18 protein-coding genes are annotated in these 19,232 nt (G+C 37.9%); 4 read left to right on the plus strand and 14 right to left on the minus strand.

What is annotated here, in order from left to right:
* Nucleotide 1: 1 nt before the first annotated feature.
* The 5 genes from LY624_RS08495 to LY624_RS08515 all read right to left on the minus strand — a co-directional run bounded on the left by LY624_RS08495 (nt 2) and on the right by LY624_RS08515 (nt 5,452).
* Nucleotides 2-1,942 carry a transglutaminase family protein gene (locus LY624_RS08495; protein WP_341804337.1) on the minus strand — a complete coding sequence of 647 codons (1,941 nt, stop codon included), beginning with the start codon at nt 1,940-1,942 and terminating at the stop codon, nt 2-4.
* 2 nt (nt 1,943-1,944) lie between these two features.
* A complete protein-coding gene (locus tag LY624_RS08500; RefSeq protein WP_341804338.1) occupies nt 1,945-2,904 on the minus strand; it encodes a DUF58 domain-containing protein in 960 nt (319 codons plus the stop codon).
* A 3-nt stretch (nt 2,905-2,907) separates the two neighbouring features.
* Nucleotides 2,908-3,801 carry an AAA family ATPase gene (locus tag LY624_RS08505; protein WP_341804339.1) on the minus strand — a complete coding sequence of 298 codons (894 nt, stop codon included), beginning with the start codon at nt 3,799-3,801 and terminating at the stop codon, nt 2,908-2,910.
* Nucleotides 3,802-3,808: 7 nt separating this feature from the next.
* Complete coding sequence (locus LY624_RS08510; protein ID WP_062569081.1) at nt 3,809-4,204, minus strand: response regulator; 396 nt, start codon at nt 4,202-4,204, stop codon at nt 3,809-3,811.
* A gap of 300 nt (nt 4,205-4,504) precedes the next feature.
* On the minus strand, nt 4,505-5,452 hold the full coding sequence (locus LY624_RS08515) for an HNH endonuclease (protein WP_341804340.1): 948 nt from the start codon (nt 5,450-5,452) through the stop codon (nt 4,505-4,507).
* Nucleotides 5,453-5,636: 184 nt separating this feature from the next.
* Between LY624_RS08515 and LY624_RS08520 the strand changes: the two genes are divergently transcribed.
* A complete protein-coding gene (locus LY624_RS08520; RefSeq protein WP_341804341.1) occupies nt 5,637-6,566 on the plus strand; it encodes a hypothetical protein in 930 nt (309 codons plus the stop codon).
* Between the two features lie 372 nt (nt 6,567-6,938).
* Here the strand turns inward: LY624_RS08520 and LY624_RS08525 are convergent, their stop codons facing one another.
* Nucleotides 6,939-8,516, minus strand: a complete 1,578-nt coding sequence (locus LY624_RS08525) for an ATP-binding cassette domain-containing protein (RefSeq protein ID WP_341804342.1) — start codon at nt 8,514-8,516, stop codon at nt 6,939-6,941.
* Between the two features lie 303 nt (nt 8,517-8,819).
* Between LY624_RS08525 and LY624_RS08530 the strand changes: the two genes are divergently transcribed.
* Nucleotides 8,820-9,518 carry a metallophosphoesterase gene (locus LY624_RS08530; RefSeq protein ID WP_341804397.1) on the plus strand — a complete coding sequence of 233 codons (699 nt, stop codon included), beginning with the start codon at nt 8,820-8,822 and terminating at the stop codon, nt 9,516-9,518.
* Here the strand turns inward: LY624_RS08530 and LY624_RS08535 are convergent.
* From LY624_RS08535 to LY624_RS08555, 5 genes are all read right to left on the minus strand, one after another.
* Nucleotides 9,515-9,886, minus strand: coding sequence for a hypothetical protein (locus LY624_RS08535; RefSeq protein ID WP_341804343.1), 372 nt, complete (start codon nt 9,884-9,886; stop codon nt 9,515-9,517). The two genes, LY624_RS08530 and LY624_RS08535, sit on opposite strands and share 4 nt — an antisense overlap.
* 161 nt (nt 9,887-10,047) lie before the next feature.
* Nucleotides 10,048-10,620, minus strand: a complete 573-nt coding sequence (locus LY624_RS08540) for a tRNA-(ms[2]io[6]A)-hydroxylase (protein WP_062569088.1) — start codon at nt 10,618-10,620, stop codon at nt 10,048-10,050.
* Nucleotides 10,621-10,669: 49 nt separating this feature from the next.
* Nucleotides 10,670-11,308 (minus strand): sulfotransferase, encoded by a 639-nt coding sequence (locus LY624_RS08545; protein ID WP_341804344.1) that lies wholly within the window; start codon nt 11,306-11,308, stop codon nt 10,670-10,672.
* Nucleotides 11,298-12,209 carry a substrate-binding periplasmic protein gene (locus LY624_RS08550; protein WP_341804345.1) on the minus strand — a complete coding sequence of 304 codons (912 nt, stop codon included), beginning with the start codon at nt 12,207-12,209 and terminating at the stop codon, nt 11,298-11,300. Before LY624_RS08550 ends, LY624_RS08545 begins: the two co-directional genes overlap by 11 nt.
* A 3-nt stretch (nt 12,210-12,212) precedes the next feature.
* Nucleotides 12,213-12,587 carry an MAPEG family protein gene (locus tag LY624_RS08555; RefSeq protein WP_341804346.1) on the minus strand — a complete coding sequence of 125 codons (375 nt, stop codon included), beginning with the start codon at nt 12,585-12,587 and terminating at the stop codon, nt 12,213-12,215.
* A gap of 121 nt (nt 12,588-12,708) precedes the next feature.
* Here LY624_RS08555 and LY624_RS08560 point away from each other — a divergent pair, with 121 nt between their 5' ends.
* Complete coding sequence (locus tag LY624_RS08560; protein WP_341804347.1) at nt 12,709-14,067, plus strand: DUF2254 domain-containing protein; 1,359 nt, start codon at nt 12,709-12,711, stop codon at nt 14,065-14,067.
* Here the strand turns inward: LY624_RS08560 and LY624_RS08565 are convergent.
* From LY624_RS08565 to ggt, 3 genes are all read right to left on the minus strand, one after another.
* The gene (locus LY624_RS08565; RefSeq protein WP_341804348.1) at nt 14,064-14,780 is read right to left on the minus strand and encodes an SIMPL domain-containing protein; all 717 of its coding nucleotides are present in this window, start codon (nt 14,778-14,780) and stop codon (nt 14,064-14,066) included. The genes LY624_RS08560 and LY624_RS08565 overlap by 4 nt on opposite strands.
* A gap of 143 nt (nt 14,781-14,923) precedes the next feature.
* Nucleotides 14,924-16,618, minus strand: a complete 1,695-nt coding sequence (locus LY624_RS08570; RefSeq protein WP_130150099.1) for an NAD-dependent malic enzyme — start codon at nt 16,616-16,618, stop codon at nt 14,924-14,926.
* A gap of 174 nt (nt 16,619-16,792) precedes the next feature.
* The gene (gene ggt, locus LY624_RS08575; RefSeq protein ID WP_341804349.1) at nt 16,793-18,550 is read right to left on the minus strand and encodes a gamma-glutamyltransferase; all 1,758 of its coding nucleotides are present in this window, start codon (nt 18,548-18,550) and stop codon (nt 16,793-16,795) included.
* Between the two features lie 85 nt (nt 18,551-18,635).
* Here ggt and rrtA point away from each other — a divergent pair, with 85 nt between their 5' ends.
* Nucleotides 18,636-19,232 carry a rhombosortase gene (rrtA, locus tag LY624_RS08580; RefSeq protein WP_341804350.1) on the plus strand — a complete coding sequence of 199 codons (597 nt, stop codon included), beginning with the start codon at nt 18,636-18,638 and terminating at the stop codon, nt 19,230-19,232.

Consider the following 19,232-nt stretch of genomic DNA (forward strand, 5'->3'; position numbering starts at 1 on the left):
TCTATTTGGCTGTTTTGAGAGAGTTTAACAGAACTCGCACACGGTTTTTGCGATTTTGAGTATATGATTGTTGTTGATAGCGTACTTCGACGATTATTTGCTCAAATTCGTTTAAATAAGGCTTTGAACTTGGTATCTGCTGTTTGATCAAAGCGATATTTTGTAGTGGTGTGTTGGTATCAAGAGGCGAGTGGCCTTGCTTTTTAGCCCACTGATAAAGCTTAGTGATGTCATCAACCAATGGATCGCTACTTCGAACTGGGCGCTTACTATATAAAAAATAGCCAGTAAAGCTCAGTAATAAAGTACCTAACACAACTAATGGCGTAAGCCATGCTGACTTATTACCAAACAGTGAGTCAAATAAACTTTGCTGTGATTCTTGGTCAAACGTAAGCACCCAGTTAGTCCATTTATAGTCGAGCTCTTCAAGCTGAATTCTAAGCCAGTTTATTGCTTTAAAATGGCTCCAGCGCTTTAGACCAAAGTTAAGATTGTCGTTAAAGCTTTCGTTTAAATCCCCCAGTTGTGATAACGAACCATTTAAACGCTCTGGGGCAACAACAGCGGTGGCATCGAATATGTGCCATTTTTGGTCGAAGAACACCTCAACCCACGCATGCGCATCATACTGGTAAATGTTAAGCGTAGCGGCTTTAGTTTGTTCTCCTCCTAAATAACCCGACACAACACGGGCAGGGTAACCAGCGACACGAAACATAAATGCAGCCGTGCTGGCATAGTGGCCACAAAAACCACGTTTGGTATCAAACACAAACTGGTCTAACGTATTATCACCATACATTGGCGTAGGTGTTAATGTGTAAGCAAACTGCTGCTGATTAAAGTAATTAAGTAATGCGTTAAAGTAACCTTGCGCATTTTCATGCTTAGCAGCCAACTCTTTTGCCAATGCTGTTGTTTGTGGATTGGTTGTTTTCGGTAAGCGAGTGTATAAGCGTTTTTCAAAGCCATTCAGACTCAGCGTAGCCTCACTACTGATTACCGCGTATTTAATGTTTTTGTTTAAGTTACCTTTGCGTTTTAACAAGCCATTGTAAGTAGCGTGCACATCTGAATTAGTACTGTGTGCAAAGCCAAGGGCAAATAGCCAACTTGAAGATGAGGGCTCTGCAATAACCTGATAATTAACGCTATTACTTTGAGTAATTGTACGGCGAATTGGGTTAAATTGTTGAGACTTCAAAATGTCCGATATTAACCAGTCACTACCATTAAACTCATCATGAATAAGGCTTCGCCAGTAATAGGGGGCTTGTATGGCTTGCCCTGGCTGTTGTTCTACCCGAAATACTAGGTCATCTGACTCAGCTAATTTCGCAATAGAAAAGGGGTTAACTTGCTCTGATAAACCCGTTTTCGCGAGCTTTGGCCCCGGTAGCTGCCAAAACGCCGGTATTTTAGGTAAAAACAAAATCAAAAATGCTGCTATTGGTAAGGCCAGTAATATGGTTTTAAAACTTTGTTTGTTAGCGGCCTTAAAGCTTTGCGGGCTAGTTAAATAGCCAAGTACCGCAAAGTTAACAATATAAAGTACACTGACTACCAAGGTTTCAAATAACCCTTGATGGAATAAATACACCGTTGAAAGGTTAAAAAACACCAGTAAACACACAGTTTGATACTGTTTAACGGTTTTCGCTTGTAACAATTTAAAGTTGCTAGCAAGTAGCATCATGGATACAAACAACTTTACCGTATCGCTCACACCAACCAGAACAAATAAAGCAATTAAGCTAACTGCAGCCAAAATATTTGCCACCAATCCATTTAGTTTTTTATAAAACTTACCTAAAAACAGGTTTAAAAAGCTTAAGCCTGCCAATATGACTAAAAATGGAGTAGGTACTTCAGTAAACAAAAAACCACTGATAACAATAAACAGCAGTGATAAAACAGTATTTATAAGCGGCGTATTCATAATTAAAACTCCGCTAATGCTTGCAGGCAGGCTTTTTGATGATTGATCCCTTGGCCTTTAGCAATGTATTTCTTGGGCAAGGTTAACGAAAAAGCCATGTGTTGATCGGTTAATTGGTTTACCAAAAAGCATAATTGGCTTAAACGTTGTTCGTTATTGCCAGTTATCATATTGAAATTAAGCGCTAATTCCTGTGATGCATCACTGGTAAACTCTTTCGTTAATAGCTGCTGAGTTTTAGCGTAGTGTTTCCACGATACCTTATTAAGCGCTGTACCTTGCACAAAAGGGGTAAGTTGATGAAAGTCATCATTACCCGCTTTAACTTGTGCGTTATCGCCGTCGTGTTCGTCATTGTCATGGAGCTGAGTATCAAGCTTTTCAGAAGCGATAGGCTGTGGGTAAACATACACCGTTTCTGTTGGCTCTATGTAACTCCACACAGACACTAAACCAAATGGAAAGTGACTAATAATTTTAACTCTATCAAAGTCATAAGCACCACGTTCACTGTATTTAAGTGCTATTTCAACGGTCTTTTTCTCTTTATTTTGTAGTGACACAGTTTCAGATTCAAGGTTTTCATTAACTAGTTTTATAAGTTCACAGTGTGATTGTGCTTGTACTTGAAAGCGCGCAAAAGGGGCTTCTGGCGCATAACTTCCATTAACTGACTGGTATTTAACTGATAACCCCCTTACATTTTTATAGCCGGTGAGTATCGCAAACAGCAAAACAACCACCATTAAATACGCCATGGCTAAAATCAGGTTGTTTTGATAGTTAATGCCCATTACAAAATTAAGTAGTGCAATCAGTAAAAACTGCCCACCGAGTTTTGAGGGTAATACATAAATCGTTTTATGTTGAAGCTCAATTTCGTTAGATTTATGCTTGTTTTTTAATAACTTATTAAAAACCGATTGACGAAATTGATTAACAAAAGCAGGGCGCTTAAACATGTTTTATAAGCTTACAGGCACATGTTTTAGCGCATAGCCGCTATCACCTGCGTTTAAGCCAAGCCTGTGGTCAGTCACACTTGGAAAAACCGCTTGTACGTCTTCAGGCATCACAAAATCACGACCTTCAATATACGCCCATGACTTTGCAGCGCGGGCAAGCGCAATACTGGCTCTTGGAGATAGTGGGTTTACAAAATGATTATCTTGGCGAGTATACGCAACGAGCTCAAGGATATAATCAACCACTGCGTTGCTTATCGTTACAGTGTTTATTTCTTTTTGAATAACAGTAAGTTGCTCAGGGTTTATGCGAACAGGCAAGTCATCATAATTACGATTATTTAAACCTAAAATGAGGTTTTTCTCAGCGTGTTTATCAGGAAAACCTAAACTAATACGCATGAAAAAGCGGTCTAATTGTGATTCTGGTAACGGATAAGTGCCAGATTGATGCACAGGGTTTTGCGTAGCAATCACAAAAAATGGTGATGGTAGGGCGTGTTTAACCGAATCTACCGTTACTTGTTTTTCTTCCATTGCTTCTAACAGTGCACTTTGTGTTTTAGGACCTGCACGGTTAATTTCATCGCCTAAAACAACTTGGCTAAATACAGGACCTTGATGAAATGAAAAACTATGTTCTTTAGCATCAAAGATGTTAGTACCAAGAATGTCAGAAGGTAATAAGTCACTGGTAAATTGTATACGTTGATACGACAAGCCAAGCACTGCGGCAAGTGCATGAGATAACGTGGTTTTTCCCATGCCTGGTAAATCTTCAATTAACAGGTGGCCTTCACTAAATAAACACGTAAGGGAGAGTTTGATTTGTTGTTGCTTACCAAAAATAACCGTTGATAGGTCATCTATAATGAGTTGGATTGTCGAATTCATAAACTACTTAATTTGTTATGGTTTCCATCAATTCTAGACGTTTCATAACAGAGTCGACTTTTTTTGCGTTGAATGGTTTGGCGATAAAACCTTTAGCACCAAGTTCCCAAGTGTTTTGAACATTCTCAAGACTGTTATGGCCAGAGCACATAACAACATGTGTATGTGGATGATGGTCGTTTAAGTATTCAAGAATTTCCGTACCATCAGTATTGGGTAGCTCAATATCTAGAAAGATAACGTTCGGTGACTTTTCTTCGATAACAGTTTTAGCTGATTCAAAGTCTCGACTTTCTAAAATATCTTCAAAGCCAAGACCAGTCAAAATTTGGTTTAGATAATCTCTGATGTCTTGCATATCATCAATTATCAAAATAGGTTCTAACGGCTTCACAAATTCCATATTGTTACATCTTATCGTTACATCTCAAGTTGATAGTTTTAATATAAGTCATGAGATAAGTAAGCTCAAGAAACAGACACTAATAAAATGAATAATATGATAAAATACCCCCTTAATGTCCGATACCGTCTAGTATTGGACTTAGTATGTACAGAGGATAGGTATGTCTATGTATAGATACTTAACTTCCTATAATTTATATTATGTTAAATTAACTAAAATAATTAAAAGTGGGAATTAGAATTGCTAGCTTACCCACTTTATTTTCAGTTTAAGTCAGTATTTACAGCTGAATGAAACCTAATCAACAGGCCAAAATATAACTTTGCCAAACATGTCGTTATTCCGCTTATTTAATTGATCTTTTAATAGCTCAATAAATTTATTCTCGGAAATGCCTAAGGCACTATGATTAATATTTGAAATATTTAATTCAGAACCATCAAGATTTTTATAGCTATCCATTTCATTTAACTGTTCATTATTCACCAACACTTTAAAGTCAGAATCTATAATGATATCCCCTGAATCATAGAGACCATGGATGTCTCTTCTCAATAGCAAGCAATTCCATGGGTGAAAAGACTCATCAAGTATTGAAGTCTTGTGATGTACTATATGTGCTGCCTCTAAAGCAGATTTCGGTGCATCACCTGTTATAATACATTTTCTGCCGTATACACGAAATGCATTCAATCTAAACTTTCCTTGAGCATCACTATCACGCGCCGAAGACGTATTCTGTTTATTTGGCTTAGCATCTATGAGACTACACTTTAACTGTAGGTTAAAGATAAATGTTTCTGAACGCTGTTCAGGTTTTGGTAATCTGGATTTATAGTAACCCTTAGCACGAACCCCATTTATTATTTCACGATGATAAGCTATGGAAAGTGGCTTAGCCCTTTCGACTTGCATGTCAGTAAGCTTTTCTTTAACTGACTTTATTCCTGCAACATAAAACCTTGGATGCTTACTTTGAAAGTTAAGGGTGAAAATTGCAAAGCCTTTATTCGGCTTGAATCTACCAAACTCTAATCTGGTGTTATTTTCCCTTGTCCAAATATCTAGCGCTCCAATCTGCTCATGCAAAGTTTTAACAAGCCATTTAATAAATTCCATAGTGTTTTCACTGACGCCACCAACACTTCCCTGAACACAGAATAGTACTAATGCTTCTTCAACTTCTTTAAGTCGCGATGGAAAATCACTTCCAACTTTAACAAGTAATCTTTCACTATTTTGCATCAACATCCCTTTTTAATTCTGAAGTTTTCAGCAATTTAAAAACTTAGCTAATTTAACATATATAATCAAAGCACTTAAGCTTATTATGCATACATTGCTCGAGAAGTGGTGGATGTTGTAGTAGCAAACATTCAAAGTAATGGTGCAATTATTCGCTCTATAAATCGAGCTGCTTAGTTGTTAAGTGATTGAGATTCGTGTAAAAAAGGAGTTTTTATACGGGGGAATGCTTGTGAAGTATTTGATAGAATCATTAGGGAAAAATTTAGTTAGTTTAGTAGTGTTAATAGTTTTATTAGGGTGTTTAACTTTAGCAATTGTTTTTGAAAAACGTTTTAATTTTGAATATTCATGGCCTATGGATAAATGGATGAATTCCTTTATTTATTTAAATAACGCAATATCGCCCCTTCTTTTGTTAGCTTCAGTAATACTTTTATATCAAACTTGGCTTGGCTCTCGTGAAGCACTTAAAGTACAGAAGCGTGAATTAGAAGAAACTAAGAATGTGCTGAAAGAGCAAACTGACACGCAGAACTTTGGTGTATTTAAAGATGCACTATTTGAAGTTACCGACTCAGTTGCATTAATGCTAGAAACAAAAGTGTTACTAAAAAGAACTGAGAGTGATGTACAACTTTTTATCGAAAAATCTTGGGGTTATAAAGTTAATCAGGAGTTATTGACGGATGATGAGAGGATTATGACTTTTAAAAGTTTTTTATGTCATTACTTTGAAGTAATGAGTGTAAAACCTTTAGAAGAAGACTCACATACGGCAAGTTTTAAAAGACTTTTGATACCTGGTGAAACCTTTCCTTATATAGAGAAAGTTAAAACAATTGCTTTACTGTTTCACAAACAAAAATTAAATGTTCATTTCGACACTTTAGAAATCATTATTTTTCACCGTTTGGATATGTTCACTTGGTTATTGTTTGTTGAGATCGCATTTTATCTGTTTAAAACATCAAAAGAGGACGAGAAAAGTTCAGCAGAACTTGTCTTTGAAGCAATTGCTGGTTTAACATGCAGACAGTTAAAAGAAATTAGTTGGATACATGCACTTTCAGATGAAGTACTTTTTGAGCTTCAAAAACGAAAACTAATATAACTATGTAAACCCCTTTCCAGCCGAAAGCAAATTCCCTAAATTTACTCGTTACCAGCGTTTTACTTAAAGCCTGGTAACGATGGCAGTTCCACTTCCCTAACCCAAACGAGCTAGACGCTCTAACTTTAAGTTAGTGCCTAATAGCCAAGTGCATTTGAACAAAGTCAAAAAGATACCGAGATATATAGGTATTTCACCTAGTGCTATTTCATGCAGCACGACAAAACCCACGCCGTAAATAGTGGCCCATACAGGGATCGAGGGTTGAGGTGGATGATGAAACAGCCACTTCTTGGTAATTTGTAAGCCATGGGTAAATTCATTGTAATGTACCTACAACCACCCTAGCACGCTTATTTATAACTAGCTATTTTATAACACAATTTGCCTACTATAGCCGATGCTTTCTACAAAGTATTTATCATGGCTTACGAGTATAAAGCCGCCTTTAAAACCCTTTAATGACTGAGCTAAAAGCTGTTTTGATTCAAGGTCGAGATGATTATCGGGCTCATCGAGTAACAAAAATGCGGTGCTTTCAATATTACTGACGATACACATGGCGAGCTTCATTTTCTCGCCACCACTTAAAAATACGGCATGTTTAAAAACAGCATCTTTTCTAAAGCCAATACTGGCAAGTAGAGTACGTGCGGTACTCTCATCTAGGTTTTTGCAGTAAAGCATGATGTTTTCAAGCAGGGTTAGCTCGTCGTTTATTAATGTAAAATGTTGGTCTAAATAATAGAGTGCTTGATTGCAATGTAACTGCCCTGCTTTTACTGGTATGTCGTATGTCAGAGTTTTAAGTAAGGTTGATTTACCAGTGCCATTAGCACCCGCTAAATGAATTTTATCATCACTGAACACCTGTAAATTAATTGGTTTTTGTGTGCCGTGCGCTAATAGAACGTCCTTCAAGCTAAGCACTTTGTGGTGTTTAATCTCAACAGATTGCGCTAAATAAAATTGCTGCGCTTTAGTTTGTTCAAGCTGGCTAGAGAGCTCATGTTTATTTCGAGTGAGTTCACCCTCTCGCTTAGCGGTATTTTTGATTTGTGATGATAAATTGGCGCTGGCTTTATCTTTTTTGGTATCCATTAACTTTTTGGGTTGGCTGCCAGACTTTCTAAGTTTTGCACCTTGGTTTGCTCGCTTTTGTGCTTTTTGCTTTTGTAGTTGCTCTGCTGCTTTGAGTTTAGTTTGCTGTTTAACAACGTGGTTTAACTTGTTTTCAAGAGCATAAACTTGTTGCTGTTTTTGCGTTTGGTACTCAGAAAAACACGTGCCATATTGTGTTAAACCAAGGGTTGTTAGCTCCCAAATTTCATGGGCTTGTTCTAACAATTCTTGATCGTGACTTATTAGTAATAATTGCCCTTTAAAGTTGTGTATTTGATTTATAAGCCAGCTTTTGCCTTTTGCATCTAAGTGGTTAGATGGTTCATCCAGTATTAAAATGCCAAGCTTAAGGCAGTTTAACTGTGCCCAAAGCTTTAATTGACTAAGCTGGCCGCCGCTTAAATGTTTGCTAAAGGTATTAGGGGTTTTGCTTTTTACGCCTAGCCTTAAAAGCTCTGCGTTAAAGCGATCTAGTAAATCCCAATTACCCTCAAGCAAAGTAAAGTTTTGCTCTGTAACTTGCCCTTGGTTTATAGCATCAAGGGCATTAAATACAGGCTCTAAGCCAATAGCCTCAGCAATTGTTTGGTTTTCAGCCTGATTTACATCGTTCATTTGCTTATAAAAGCCAAGGGTTGAATGGCAAACAACCGTGCCAGAGCTAGGCTCTTTTTGCTTCGCGAGTATTGACGCTAATATAGATTTACCACAGCCATTTTTGCCGACTAAGGCAGCAACTTTAGCTGTGAGTGAGAATGAAAGGTCGTTAAATACAACATCGCCATTGCCATGTTGGTAACATAAATTAAAAGCTTGAAGTTGTGGCATAGTGCCTCCTGTATTACAGGGGCAGTGATACCAATTCACAATAACACTTAATCATTATTAAGCGAATTGGTATTAAGCGCTTGATCACACGAGAAGTAATATAGTGTAAGTGATAGTGAGCAACGCCTACTAACCCTGTTGGTCCAAAAAGATAAAAATGAAATTGGATAACAGGTTTAGATGTTCATGTTGGCGGTAACTCCTAAAAAATGAGGTTAGATAATAACCAGTTAATACCTAAATAGCAACGAGTTATGCTAGTCTTAAGTCATTGAATGCTTGAAGGACTACATTTTGAATTTAGTGAATTGCCAAGTTGTATTACAAAACCAAACGCAAGTTAAACTTCAGTTAGATAAAAACAAGCGGGTCTTTGTTATTGGCGATTTAGATGCTGACTTAGCAAAATTTGAACAAGCGCTTAAATCTGTTAATTTTGATAAAAATCACGATGTGCTGTTTTCGCTTGGTGATGTTATAGATAGAGGTAATGATAGCGTAAAGCTTCTTCAACGCTTTATTGAGTTGGGTGTTTACATGTCATTGGGTAATCACGAACATATGTTGCTGGAATCATTATTGGCACATGATGAAGCCTACTTTTCGTTATGGGTTAAAAATGGTGGTCGCTGGCATATAGATGCAAGTGATGATGAACTTGAATTTGTTTGCAATTACTTACGCAAACGCCCTCTTTCATATTTGTTAGATTATCAAGGTGTTAAAATAGGTTTATCACACACTGTATCGCATAATTGGAATTGGTTGGTCCCTTCGAAAAATAAACAATTTGCTGTGTCTGCACTTTTGTGGGAACGAACAATAGCAAAGCAGAAGATAGTTGAAGATAACCTGAGCGTTGATTTTTCTATCCATGGTCATAACACAACTCAACGCGCCTATTGGCTTGGCAACACTTATCATATAGATACCAACTACCTTGGCGGGAAGCCAACGATTGTAGAGCTTGAACCTTTAATTAATCAGTACAAAGCCTTTTAATGTAAAGTGGCAAGTCTCGTCACTGCGTTTTCTTCGAGGTATTGTTTATATTGATAGCGGGCGTGCCAAAGTTGCTCATTTGTTTGCTGCAGATAGATTATAGGTCCACTGCTCTTCTTAGCTAGGTTTGTTAGTTTTGTATATTCAAGCGTATCAATCTTACCATCACTAAAATAGCTTCTAGCGACTTGCAAAAACTCTTCATCTTTGTAGATATCGCTATGCCATATGAGTGAGCGATACATACTTGCGGTTATTTCGCGTGGCTTATCATTTGAGCTAAAGAGTTTAACCTCGGAGTAAATCGAGTTACCTGTGATTACAATCCCTATTAATGAAAGCGTAGTGAGAGTCATCATCCATTTCATGCTTCTATCCTCACAGTTAATTACTTTTAACTATAGGAGAGAAAGATGAATGCTTGCTGTTTATTTAATCAATTTGTTGTGGGTTAAGTATTCTCTAAACACTTAGTTATTGTTTTAAATGTTGTTTAACGTATCAGGTAAAACCTAATACGTTATCAACGTTAATGCAGTGCAGCTGTAAATGGAATTTGCTTACAAATTTCTGCTTCAGCAACGAGGATCTCTTCTAATCTTGTATCCACTTCTGCTTTGTCAAAGTATTCGTATGCAAGTTCTACAAATAAGTTTTTATGTTTTTCTTCAGATTTAGCGATAGCTACATAAAAATCTTTTTCTTTACCAGCAGGAAGTGCCTCTGCAACTAAAGAGAAGCGTTCATGACCTCGCGCTTCAATGACGCCAGCGACTAATAAACGGTCCATTAAAAACTCATCACGGCCGTTTCTGAATAATGCGCGAATATTCTTAATATAAGGATCTTTTTGATCATTACCTAATGAAACATCACGTTCCATTAAAAGCTTGAGTACTTGTTTAAAATGAATCATCTCTTCTAAAGCTAAATCAGTCATAGCTTTAACCAGCTTACGACGATCTGGATAATGAGATAGCATTGACATAGCCATACCAGAAGCTTTTTTTTCAGCTGCGGCATGGTCTTGCAAGAAGGTATCAAAGTCTGCAAGAACACCTTCAGTCCATTCAAATGGCGTGTGATATTTTAATTCAAACATAATAGTGAACAACTTAACTAATAATGGCGGCGATTTTAGCGTATTTACGTTATAAAATCTTGTGATTGTAACCCAGTGACTTATCTATTTTTCCATTTCGTGTAGAGGCCACTTTGTTAGGGTGTTTAATGTCATTCCAAGCTGTTACTTTGCCCGCTATATTCAGTGGTTTAAAGGTGATAGTTTGCTCTGTTTGAAGAAAGCTTTGTAGTAGTTTAGGACTTTGCTCATCAGCAACATCCAAAGACAAGAGCTGGTGCTCTCGCCCTCTAAAATACTCAGAAACTTGATTTTGGTGGCGGTTATAACACTGTGTTAGGTATTCGTCAGATTCAATATCGGACAAATTAAAACGGCCAAAAGTATCTAAGTAACAACGTTTAAGGTGAGTATTAAAACCACCATCTTCTCGCATTAAGTTGGTATGCATTCTTGTAAGTAGTTGTCTTATTGATGGCAACCATTTAGTTAGCTCACGCTCTAAATTAATAAATCTACAATTATCAAAGTGCTTGTCGAGTAGTTTATATTCATTGAACACAGGGGTATCGGCAATTACTTCTGCGCTGTGAATTGATTGTTGGGTATAAGCAGTGTGTGCGGTTTTATATCCTAGCTCTAAAAAGCTATGGCATATGCTGGTTGTGCCTGTGCGTGGCAAACCGATTATAAATATCTTATTTTTCATTCACAGTCTGTATTGTTAACCACAAAGACGCATCGTCTACTGGGGTTAGTGGAGGTAAATCTTTGTTCTCTAATTCTATAATAGTCTTAGTGTGTATGCTGGCATTATTGATTGCTGCACCATTATATTTATAAAAAAGGCGATCAAATTCACCATTTTCACGCATGATGTTAATACCTTTAGTCACTGCGTCAGCAATGTCAGTGTTGTTCTTATTAAAAAAGAAATATATTGGGCTTGGGTATTTCAGCATGAGTTGTGGTAACACTTCAAGTTCCATATCATTTTCAAACATTGCTTTTTCTATATCCACTTCCAAAATTGAACGAGGAAACAATTGCCCTCGCCCTTTATTTAGCATGTTAAAAAGTGACGTATAATCTAAAGAGGTAGATACAACTAGTCCGTTATCTCGTAATATTTTTGTATCTGGCCAGTCTTGCCCTTGAACGAAGTAAACCGTTTTTAAATCATCTAACGTGTGCAGTTGCTCTAGCTGTTTTAATTGCGATTGGGTTGTTAAAAGTAAACGCCATCCGTATAAACCTTTAAACAAAGGCACTCTTAACGGGAATAATCGTTGCTCTCGCTCAATCGTTGTCATGGTCCAGTTGACGTTGATCTCTCCACCAACTTCTATTTGTCTTAGTACGCGGCTTTGACCTAGAAGATGCTTAGAAGGAGTTAGTGTGAACTTTACACCACTCTGTTCTAAAGCAGAGCGAAGTAAAATGAGCGGATAAAGCACGTCTTCATCTAAATTCGGCATGGTCTTAGGATAGACAACACGGAGCGTTTGATTTTCTGAAGTTATGCTTGATGTTGGATTGTCTATTTTTACACTTGCAAACACGCTTTGACAATATAAAAAAAAGGCAAGTGTAAAAACAGACGTTTGCATAAGCTAAATAACTCGTGTAATTAATAATAAAACTGCGCTTAATAACATCGTTAAAAATGTAAGCGCCATACCAATAACACGGAATTTCAATTGATTTTCTGCTAGTGCGTAACTGTGGCAAATGCGTCCGACGACTAACATTAACCCTAAAACATAGCAGTAATGGCTTGAAAGACCTTGATACTCTACTAAAAATAGCAGAATCAACGAAAAAGGCACGTATTCGATAAAATTTCCGTGGGTGCGAATTGCAGCATTTAATGTGCTGTCTCCGCCGTCTCCCAACGAGATTTTCTTCTTTTTGCGTAGTTTAATTACCCTAAAACTTAACTGGATGTACATTATCGCCAAAACGGCTGCAAATATTGAAACAATCACATTTTTTCCAAATTTTTATTTAACATTAGACGCTTAGCCAAGTTTATTGCTAGGCTGTTTGTATATTCTTAACTATTATGACTTGATCATATCGAAAGTCTAACTGTTCTTAAGGAAGTGCATGTTTACGCCAAGAAAATTAGCCGATAACTACCGAGAAATGATAAGCAGTATAGGGTTTTACCCATCTATGCTCTCGGTGATGTTTTTAGTTTTTGCTTTAGTGACAACGGCTATTGAATATTCGTCTTTATCGATGGAATTTAAAGAGCTAATTGGTGTGTTACTGGTCGACAGTGAAGAAAACGCCAGAACTATCTTAAGTACACTAGCAGGCAGTATTATTTCACTCACTGTATTTAGCTTTTCGATGGTAATGATTGTATTAAATAGTGCCAGTGCCGGCCTATCTCCCAGAGTACTACCTGGCCTAATTACTCGTAAATCACATCAACTTGTACTGGGTTTCTATTTAGGCAGCATTATTTACACCATTATTATGCTTATTAATATCCGTACTATTGGAGATGGAGATACGGGGATCCCTTCTTTAGGCATCTTGTTTTCATTAATTTTTGGCCTTATTTCATTGGGCTTTTTTGTTTACTTTATTCACTCAATTTCTAAAGCAATTCAAGTGGATAATGTTCTCAATGATTTGTTCAAGAATACCAAAGCTGAGCTAAAGAGTATTATTTCAATGCAGGAGGAGAACCCTGTTAACGACTTTCCTCGCTTTGATGATTGGCATAGCATTAAAAGTAAAACAGAAGGTTACTTTAAAGGTGCACACAGTGATAAATTATGTGCTTTGTGTAAAAAACATAACATCAGAATTTATATCTCGGTTAAACAAGGTTTTTTTACGGTTAAAGGTTATCCCTTTTTAAAGTGTGATACGGATTTATCAGATAAACCTGAACTTGTAGAAGAGCTGCTTGCTTGTTTTATTTTTTATATCGAAGAATACATTCGTGACCATTACCGCTATGGTATGACGCAAATTTCTGAAATCGCAGTAAAAGCAATGAGCCCAGGTATTAATGATCCTGGTACGGCAGTAAAAGCGATTGATATGTTGAGTATTCTACTTATTAAAAGGCTCAATATTAGCGATGTGAACTACTCGCTGAAGCATGCTGAGGGTGATAAGCCGTATTTATATCTCCACGAAACATCTTTTGACGAGCTATTGCACGATAACTTTACCCCTATACGCAATTACGCCAAGGGTGATGCCTATGTAATGGTTAATGTACTCGAAGCATTTAAAAATATTCTATTTAGATCGTCTGAAAACAGTGAAGCCACAGAGAGCCTATTCATTTATTTAGAGGCGATAGTAGAGGATATAGACCGCAATACAAATAATGATTACGACAGAGAGCAAATTACCAACATGCTAAAAGCAATTGCGAGAATATCTGAAGACAAAGGGGAAAAATTGGTGGCAAAATTTACCACCAATTCTGAAGATTAATTTTCGATGAGGTAAACAGCGTAACTACTGGCCGTGATGGTGATTTCACCACTTTGATAGGAATCAGGCACGTAGTTACCTGATGCATCTGCGGCAACCATCATTTTTTCAGCACGCATATACGGTTGTACATCGCTCCTTAGAGGACTGTTCGAAGCCGTATATAAACCTTTAAGCTCTACACCATAATCACTAGCAAACTCTTTTGCTGCTGCTTTGGCATCTTTTATTGCGAGCTTTTGTGCTTGTTTGTGCAGTTCATCATAGCGGCTAGAAACAAATTGAGTTTGATTTATTTCATTAATACCTGAATCAACAAGTTGTTGTAATAAAACTGGGTATTTTTTTAAGTCTTCTAGAGTCAAAGATAAGCTTCGCGTTACACGGTAACCAACAAAATTTTGTTTACCTGTTTCTCTATTGTATTCAGTTTGCCTATGAATCGAGATATTAGAAGCATAAATACCTTTTTCATCTACACCTTGGCTTTTGGCTAACTTTATCGCTTTAGCCATTGTGGTGTCAGCTTTATTTTTTGCTGCTATTAGGTCTTTATCAACTTCGACGATACCCACTGTCAGCTTGACGTTATCAGGAATAGCGGTAACGGTTGCTTGGCCTTGAATGTAGATATGAGGTGAATCAGGTGCTGATTGAGCAAATACATTTAAACTGATTGCACTGGCAATTGTGGCAAAAACGAACTTACGCATAATTCATGTTCCTTAACTATAAACTCCTATCATTATCACCTTAAAGGGTTAATTCAATATGAACAAGGTGATTGCGCAAATTTTTTAATAACGATAAAAAAAACAGGCTTAAAAGCCTGTTTTTTCTAAATAGAAATAAAGAATTAAATACTACGACGTTTGTAGTTACGGTATTCAGGTAACCAGTAATTCTTTTCGATTGCAGCCCATAAAGCTTCATCGCTTAATTCTAGTGCAACGCCCTCTTCCATCGCTTTTTTAGCGACAGCAAAAGCAATACGTTTACTTAAAGCTTGGATCTCAGTTAAGGCTGGTAACAAACTACCTTTACCAGTGTTAGCGCGAGGCGATGACTCTGCTAACGTTTCACTTGAAACAATTAACATTGCATCTGTAATACGGGTTGCTTTAGCTGCAATAACGCCTAAGCCAATACCAGGGAAGATGTAGCTGTTGTTACATTGAGGAATTGGAAATACTTGGCCATTGTAATTAACAGGATCAAATGGGCTACCTGAAGCAACGATTGCTTGGCCGTCTGTCCACTCGATTACATCTGCAGGAAGCGCTTCCACTTGCTTCGATGGATTACTCAATGGGAAAATAATTGGCTGTGCACATGATGCATGCATTGCACGAATAACTTGCTCTGTAAATAATCCAGGTTGACCAGATACACCGATTAAGATGTCTGGTTGTGCACAGTGCATTACATCAAGAAGTGATGCGTACTCACCACTGTAAGTCCACTCACTTAAGTGTGCTTTCGGTTGAGCTAGTGCATCTTGGAAATCACGTAAACCTTCCATACCCTCAGTAAGTAGACCAAAACGGTCAACCATGAAGATTTGAGAACGAGCTTGCTCATCGCTAATGCCTTCAGCAACCATAGTACTGATAATTTGCTCAGCGATACCACAGCCAGCAGAACCTGCGCCAACAAACACTACTTTTTGCTCAGAAAGCTTAGCACCTTTTACACGACATGCAGCAAGTAATGAACCCACAGTCACAGCAGCTGTTCCTTGGATATCATCATTAAAGCTACAAATTTCGTTACGGTAACGTTTCAGTAAAGGCATTGCGTTCGGTTGTGCAAAATCTTCAAACTGTAACAGCACACTAGGCCAGCGACGTTTAACGGCTTTAATAAATAATTCTAAGAATTCATCATACTCGTCTTGTGAGATACGCTTATGACGTGCGCCCATGTACATTGGGTCATTAAGCAGTTTTTCGTTATTTGTACCAACATCAAGCATTACAGGTAATGTATAAGCAGGGCTAATACCACCACACGCTGTGTAAAGTGATAATTTACCGATTGGAATACCCATGCCACCAATACCTTGGTCACCTAAACCAAGAATACGCTCACCGTCCGTTACAACGATAACTTTAACTTTACCTTTTGTAGCATTACGTAAAATATCATCAATTTGGAAACGATCTTCATAAGAAATAAATAAACCACGGGCACTGCGGTAAATATCCGAGAATTTTTCGCACGCATCACCTACTGTTGGTGTGTAAATGATAGGCATCATTTCTTCAAGATGATCACGCACTAAGCGGTAGTATAAGGTTTCGTTGTTATCTTGAATTGCGCGTAAGTAAATGTGCTTATTTAGGTTGTCGCTAAAGCTTGAATATTGCTGATAACAACGCTCAACCTGCTCTTCGATAGTCTCGTAACGAGGAGGTAATAAGCCAGCTAAGTTGAAACTTTCTCTTTCTTTTTGTGAAAAAGCGCTGCCTTTGTTTAATAGCGGCGTTTCAATAAGGCCTGGGCCTGAATAAGGAATATATAGATAATTTGGATCGGTATTTGTAGTCATATTTCCAAGCTTTGATGCGTCATAATTATGACCTGACATTATTACTGTTGAAGGTGAAATTGCAATGACAATCCACCTTGTCAGACCATTGAAGAAAATGAATTTTATGCTCTAAACTGCATACTCTTTAGTATACATGAAAACTCAGCAGCTTTAAGGCTGCTGAGCACGTTTTTAATGGCTTTTATCACTTAAAGCGATACCTTCACGACGCGGATCAGCAGCGCCGTAAAGTTTACCCTCTTTTAGTTCAACAGCATGTAAACCAGAGTTTAAATCTAAGATGCGAATATTGTGTCCACGGTTAACAAAATCAGCTTTATGATTTGCAAGCTCGGTGCCTTTTTCAAGGCTGGTATAATTATTTCGGTTTGTAATGCGTGGTAAGTTTATCGCTTCTTGCGCGTCTAAATTCCAATCAAGCACACCAACAACCACTTGCGCTACATAATCAATGATACGACTACCACCGGGTGAACCAACCACTAAGCGCAAGCTACCGTCTTTGTTAAACACCATTACAGGCGACATTGAGCTTCGCGGGCGTTTACCTGCTTCAACACGATTTGCTAAAGGTTTACCATCTTTTGTTGGCGATAAAGCAAAATCAGTCAGTTGATTGTTTAAAATATACCCGTTCACCATGACTGTTGAACCAAACGCCATTTCAATAGAGCTTGTCATCGAAACCGCATTACCTTCACTATCAACAATAGATACATGAGTTGTTGATGGCAATTCATACGCATCATCTTGTGCATAAGCAAGTGAGTTAGGCGGCGTGCCTGCTTCGGCATGAACATCTTTCTCTGAAATAAGTTTAGCGCGACTGGTAATGTACTCTTTGTTTAACAAGCCTGCGGTAGGAATTGCCATAAAATCAGGGTCACCCATGTATACATTTCTGTCGGCAAAAGCTAAACGCGATGCTTGAGTAAAATAATGAAGCGCTTGTACTGAGTTAGGTTCAAGTTTTGCCATTTCTTTGTGCTCAAGCAAGGCTAGAATTTGTAACACAGCAACTCCCCCACTACTAGGTGGTGCCATTGAGCACACTTCATATTGATGATAATCAACACACACTGGCGCACGCTCTTTGCTTTGATAGTTTGCTAAATCCTCTACGCGAAGTGTGCCTGGCGCTACAATTGAATTTTGCACTGCATGAACAAGTTGTTGTGCATTTTCGCCTTTGTAAAAAGCATCAATACCTCGTTTTGCTATTTCTTTATAAAGTGCTGCAAGCTCAGGGTTTTTCTTAACAGTGCCAATAGCGAGCGGCTTTCCGTCTGGAAAAAAGTAATCACGAATAACAGGTAACTTTGTAACCCCAGGATTTAGTTCTTTAGCTAGTAACTTATGCAAGCGAGGCGAAACAACAAATCCTTGTTCTGCAAGGGCAATTGCAGGTTGAAATAACGTTTCCCACGAAAGCTTGCCGTAGCGCTTATGAGCTGATGCAAAGGCATGTAAAATACCCGGAACACCCACTGAGCGACCACCAACCACCGCTTCAATCCATTTTACCGCTTTACCGTGCTCATCTAAAAACAGTGTTTCATCCGCATTACTAGGCGCAGTTTCACGGCCATCAAAACTTGTTAAGGTCTTTGACTTGTTATCAAAGTACATCATAAAGGTGCCACCACCTATGCCTGATGATTGTGGCTCAACTAATGTAAGGACGAGTTGAGTAGCGATTGCTGCATCAACGGCTGTACCGCCTTGTTCAAGCATTTTTTGCCCTGCTTTTACAGCATAAGGATTGGCTGCTGCGACCATATATTTATCGCCTTCAACGACTTGCTTATGAGCAAATCCCGTTGCAGCTTCTGGTTCTCTTGTTTCAATTTTTGCCGGTGCTGCTAAAAGTGTTGAACAATACAGTAATGAAGAAGAGAGCACGATAAGTGCTTTGGTTTTAAAAAACATAAAAAACTAAATCCCGGTTGTTTAATTGGCATCTTGGTGTGAAACGTGCACAATATGCAAAAAATTTCTAAGCTATAAAAATAACATGATCAACCTGCCCCTGAAACCACTATATGTACTTCCTCCCCTATGTTTAATCTTACTAAGCTCTTTTTTTGCGGCATTTAATCTAAATGATTATTTAGAATTTAACCGGTTGTTAGTTACAAATGGTGAATATTGGCGGATTTTCACTAGTCAATTCGTTCATGCAAATTGGCCTCATCTTTTATTAAATTGCGCTGGTATTTTTTTAATATGGGCATTACATGCTGAACATACATCACCATTTAGATACGCTTTTAACATCGCTGTTCTTGCACTTTGGTGTGGATTAGGCGTGTGGTTATTTTGCCCTGATATTTATATTTATACGGGACTTAGTGCATTACTGCATGGTGTAATAATTTGGGGATCGGTAAAAGACGTACAAGCAGGCCTATTTTCAGGCTGGTTGTTGTTCGTAGGCACATGGGCGAAAGTTATTTGGGAGCAAATTGCAGGCCCTAGTGATTCAGTTAGCCAATTAATTGCATCAAATGTGGCTATAGATGCTCATTTGATTGGTGCACTTGGTGGCACAGTACTGGCTTTGCCAGTATTTTTAAATGTTTTAAAGTCTACATATAAAAACAGCCACTAA

Origin of the sequence: Pseudoalteromonas sp. N1230-9 (genome assembly GCF_032716425.1) — a bacterium.
Lineage (GTDB): Bacteria > Pseudomonadota > Gammaproteobacteria > Enterobacterales > Alteromonadaceae > Pseudoalteromonas.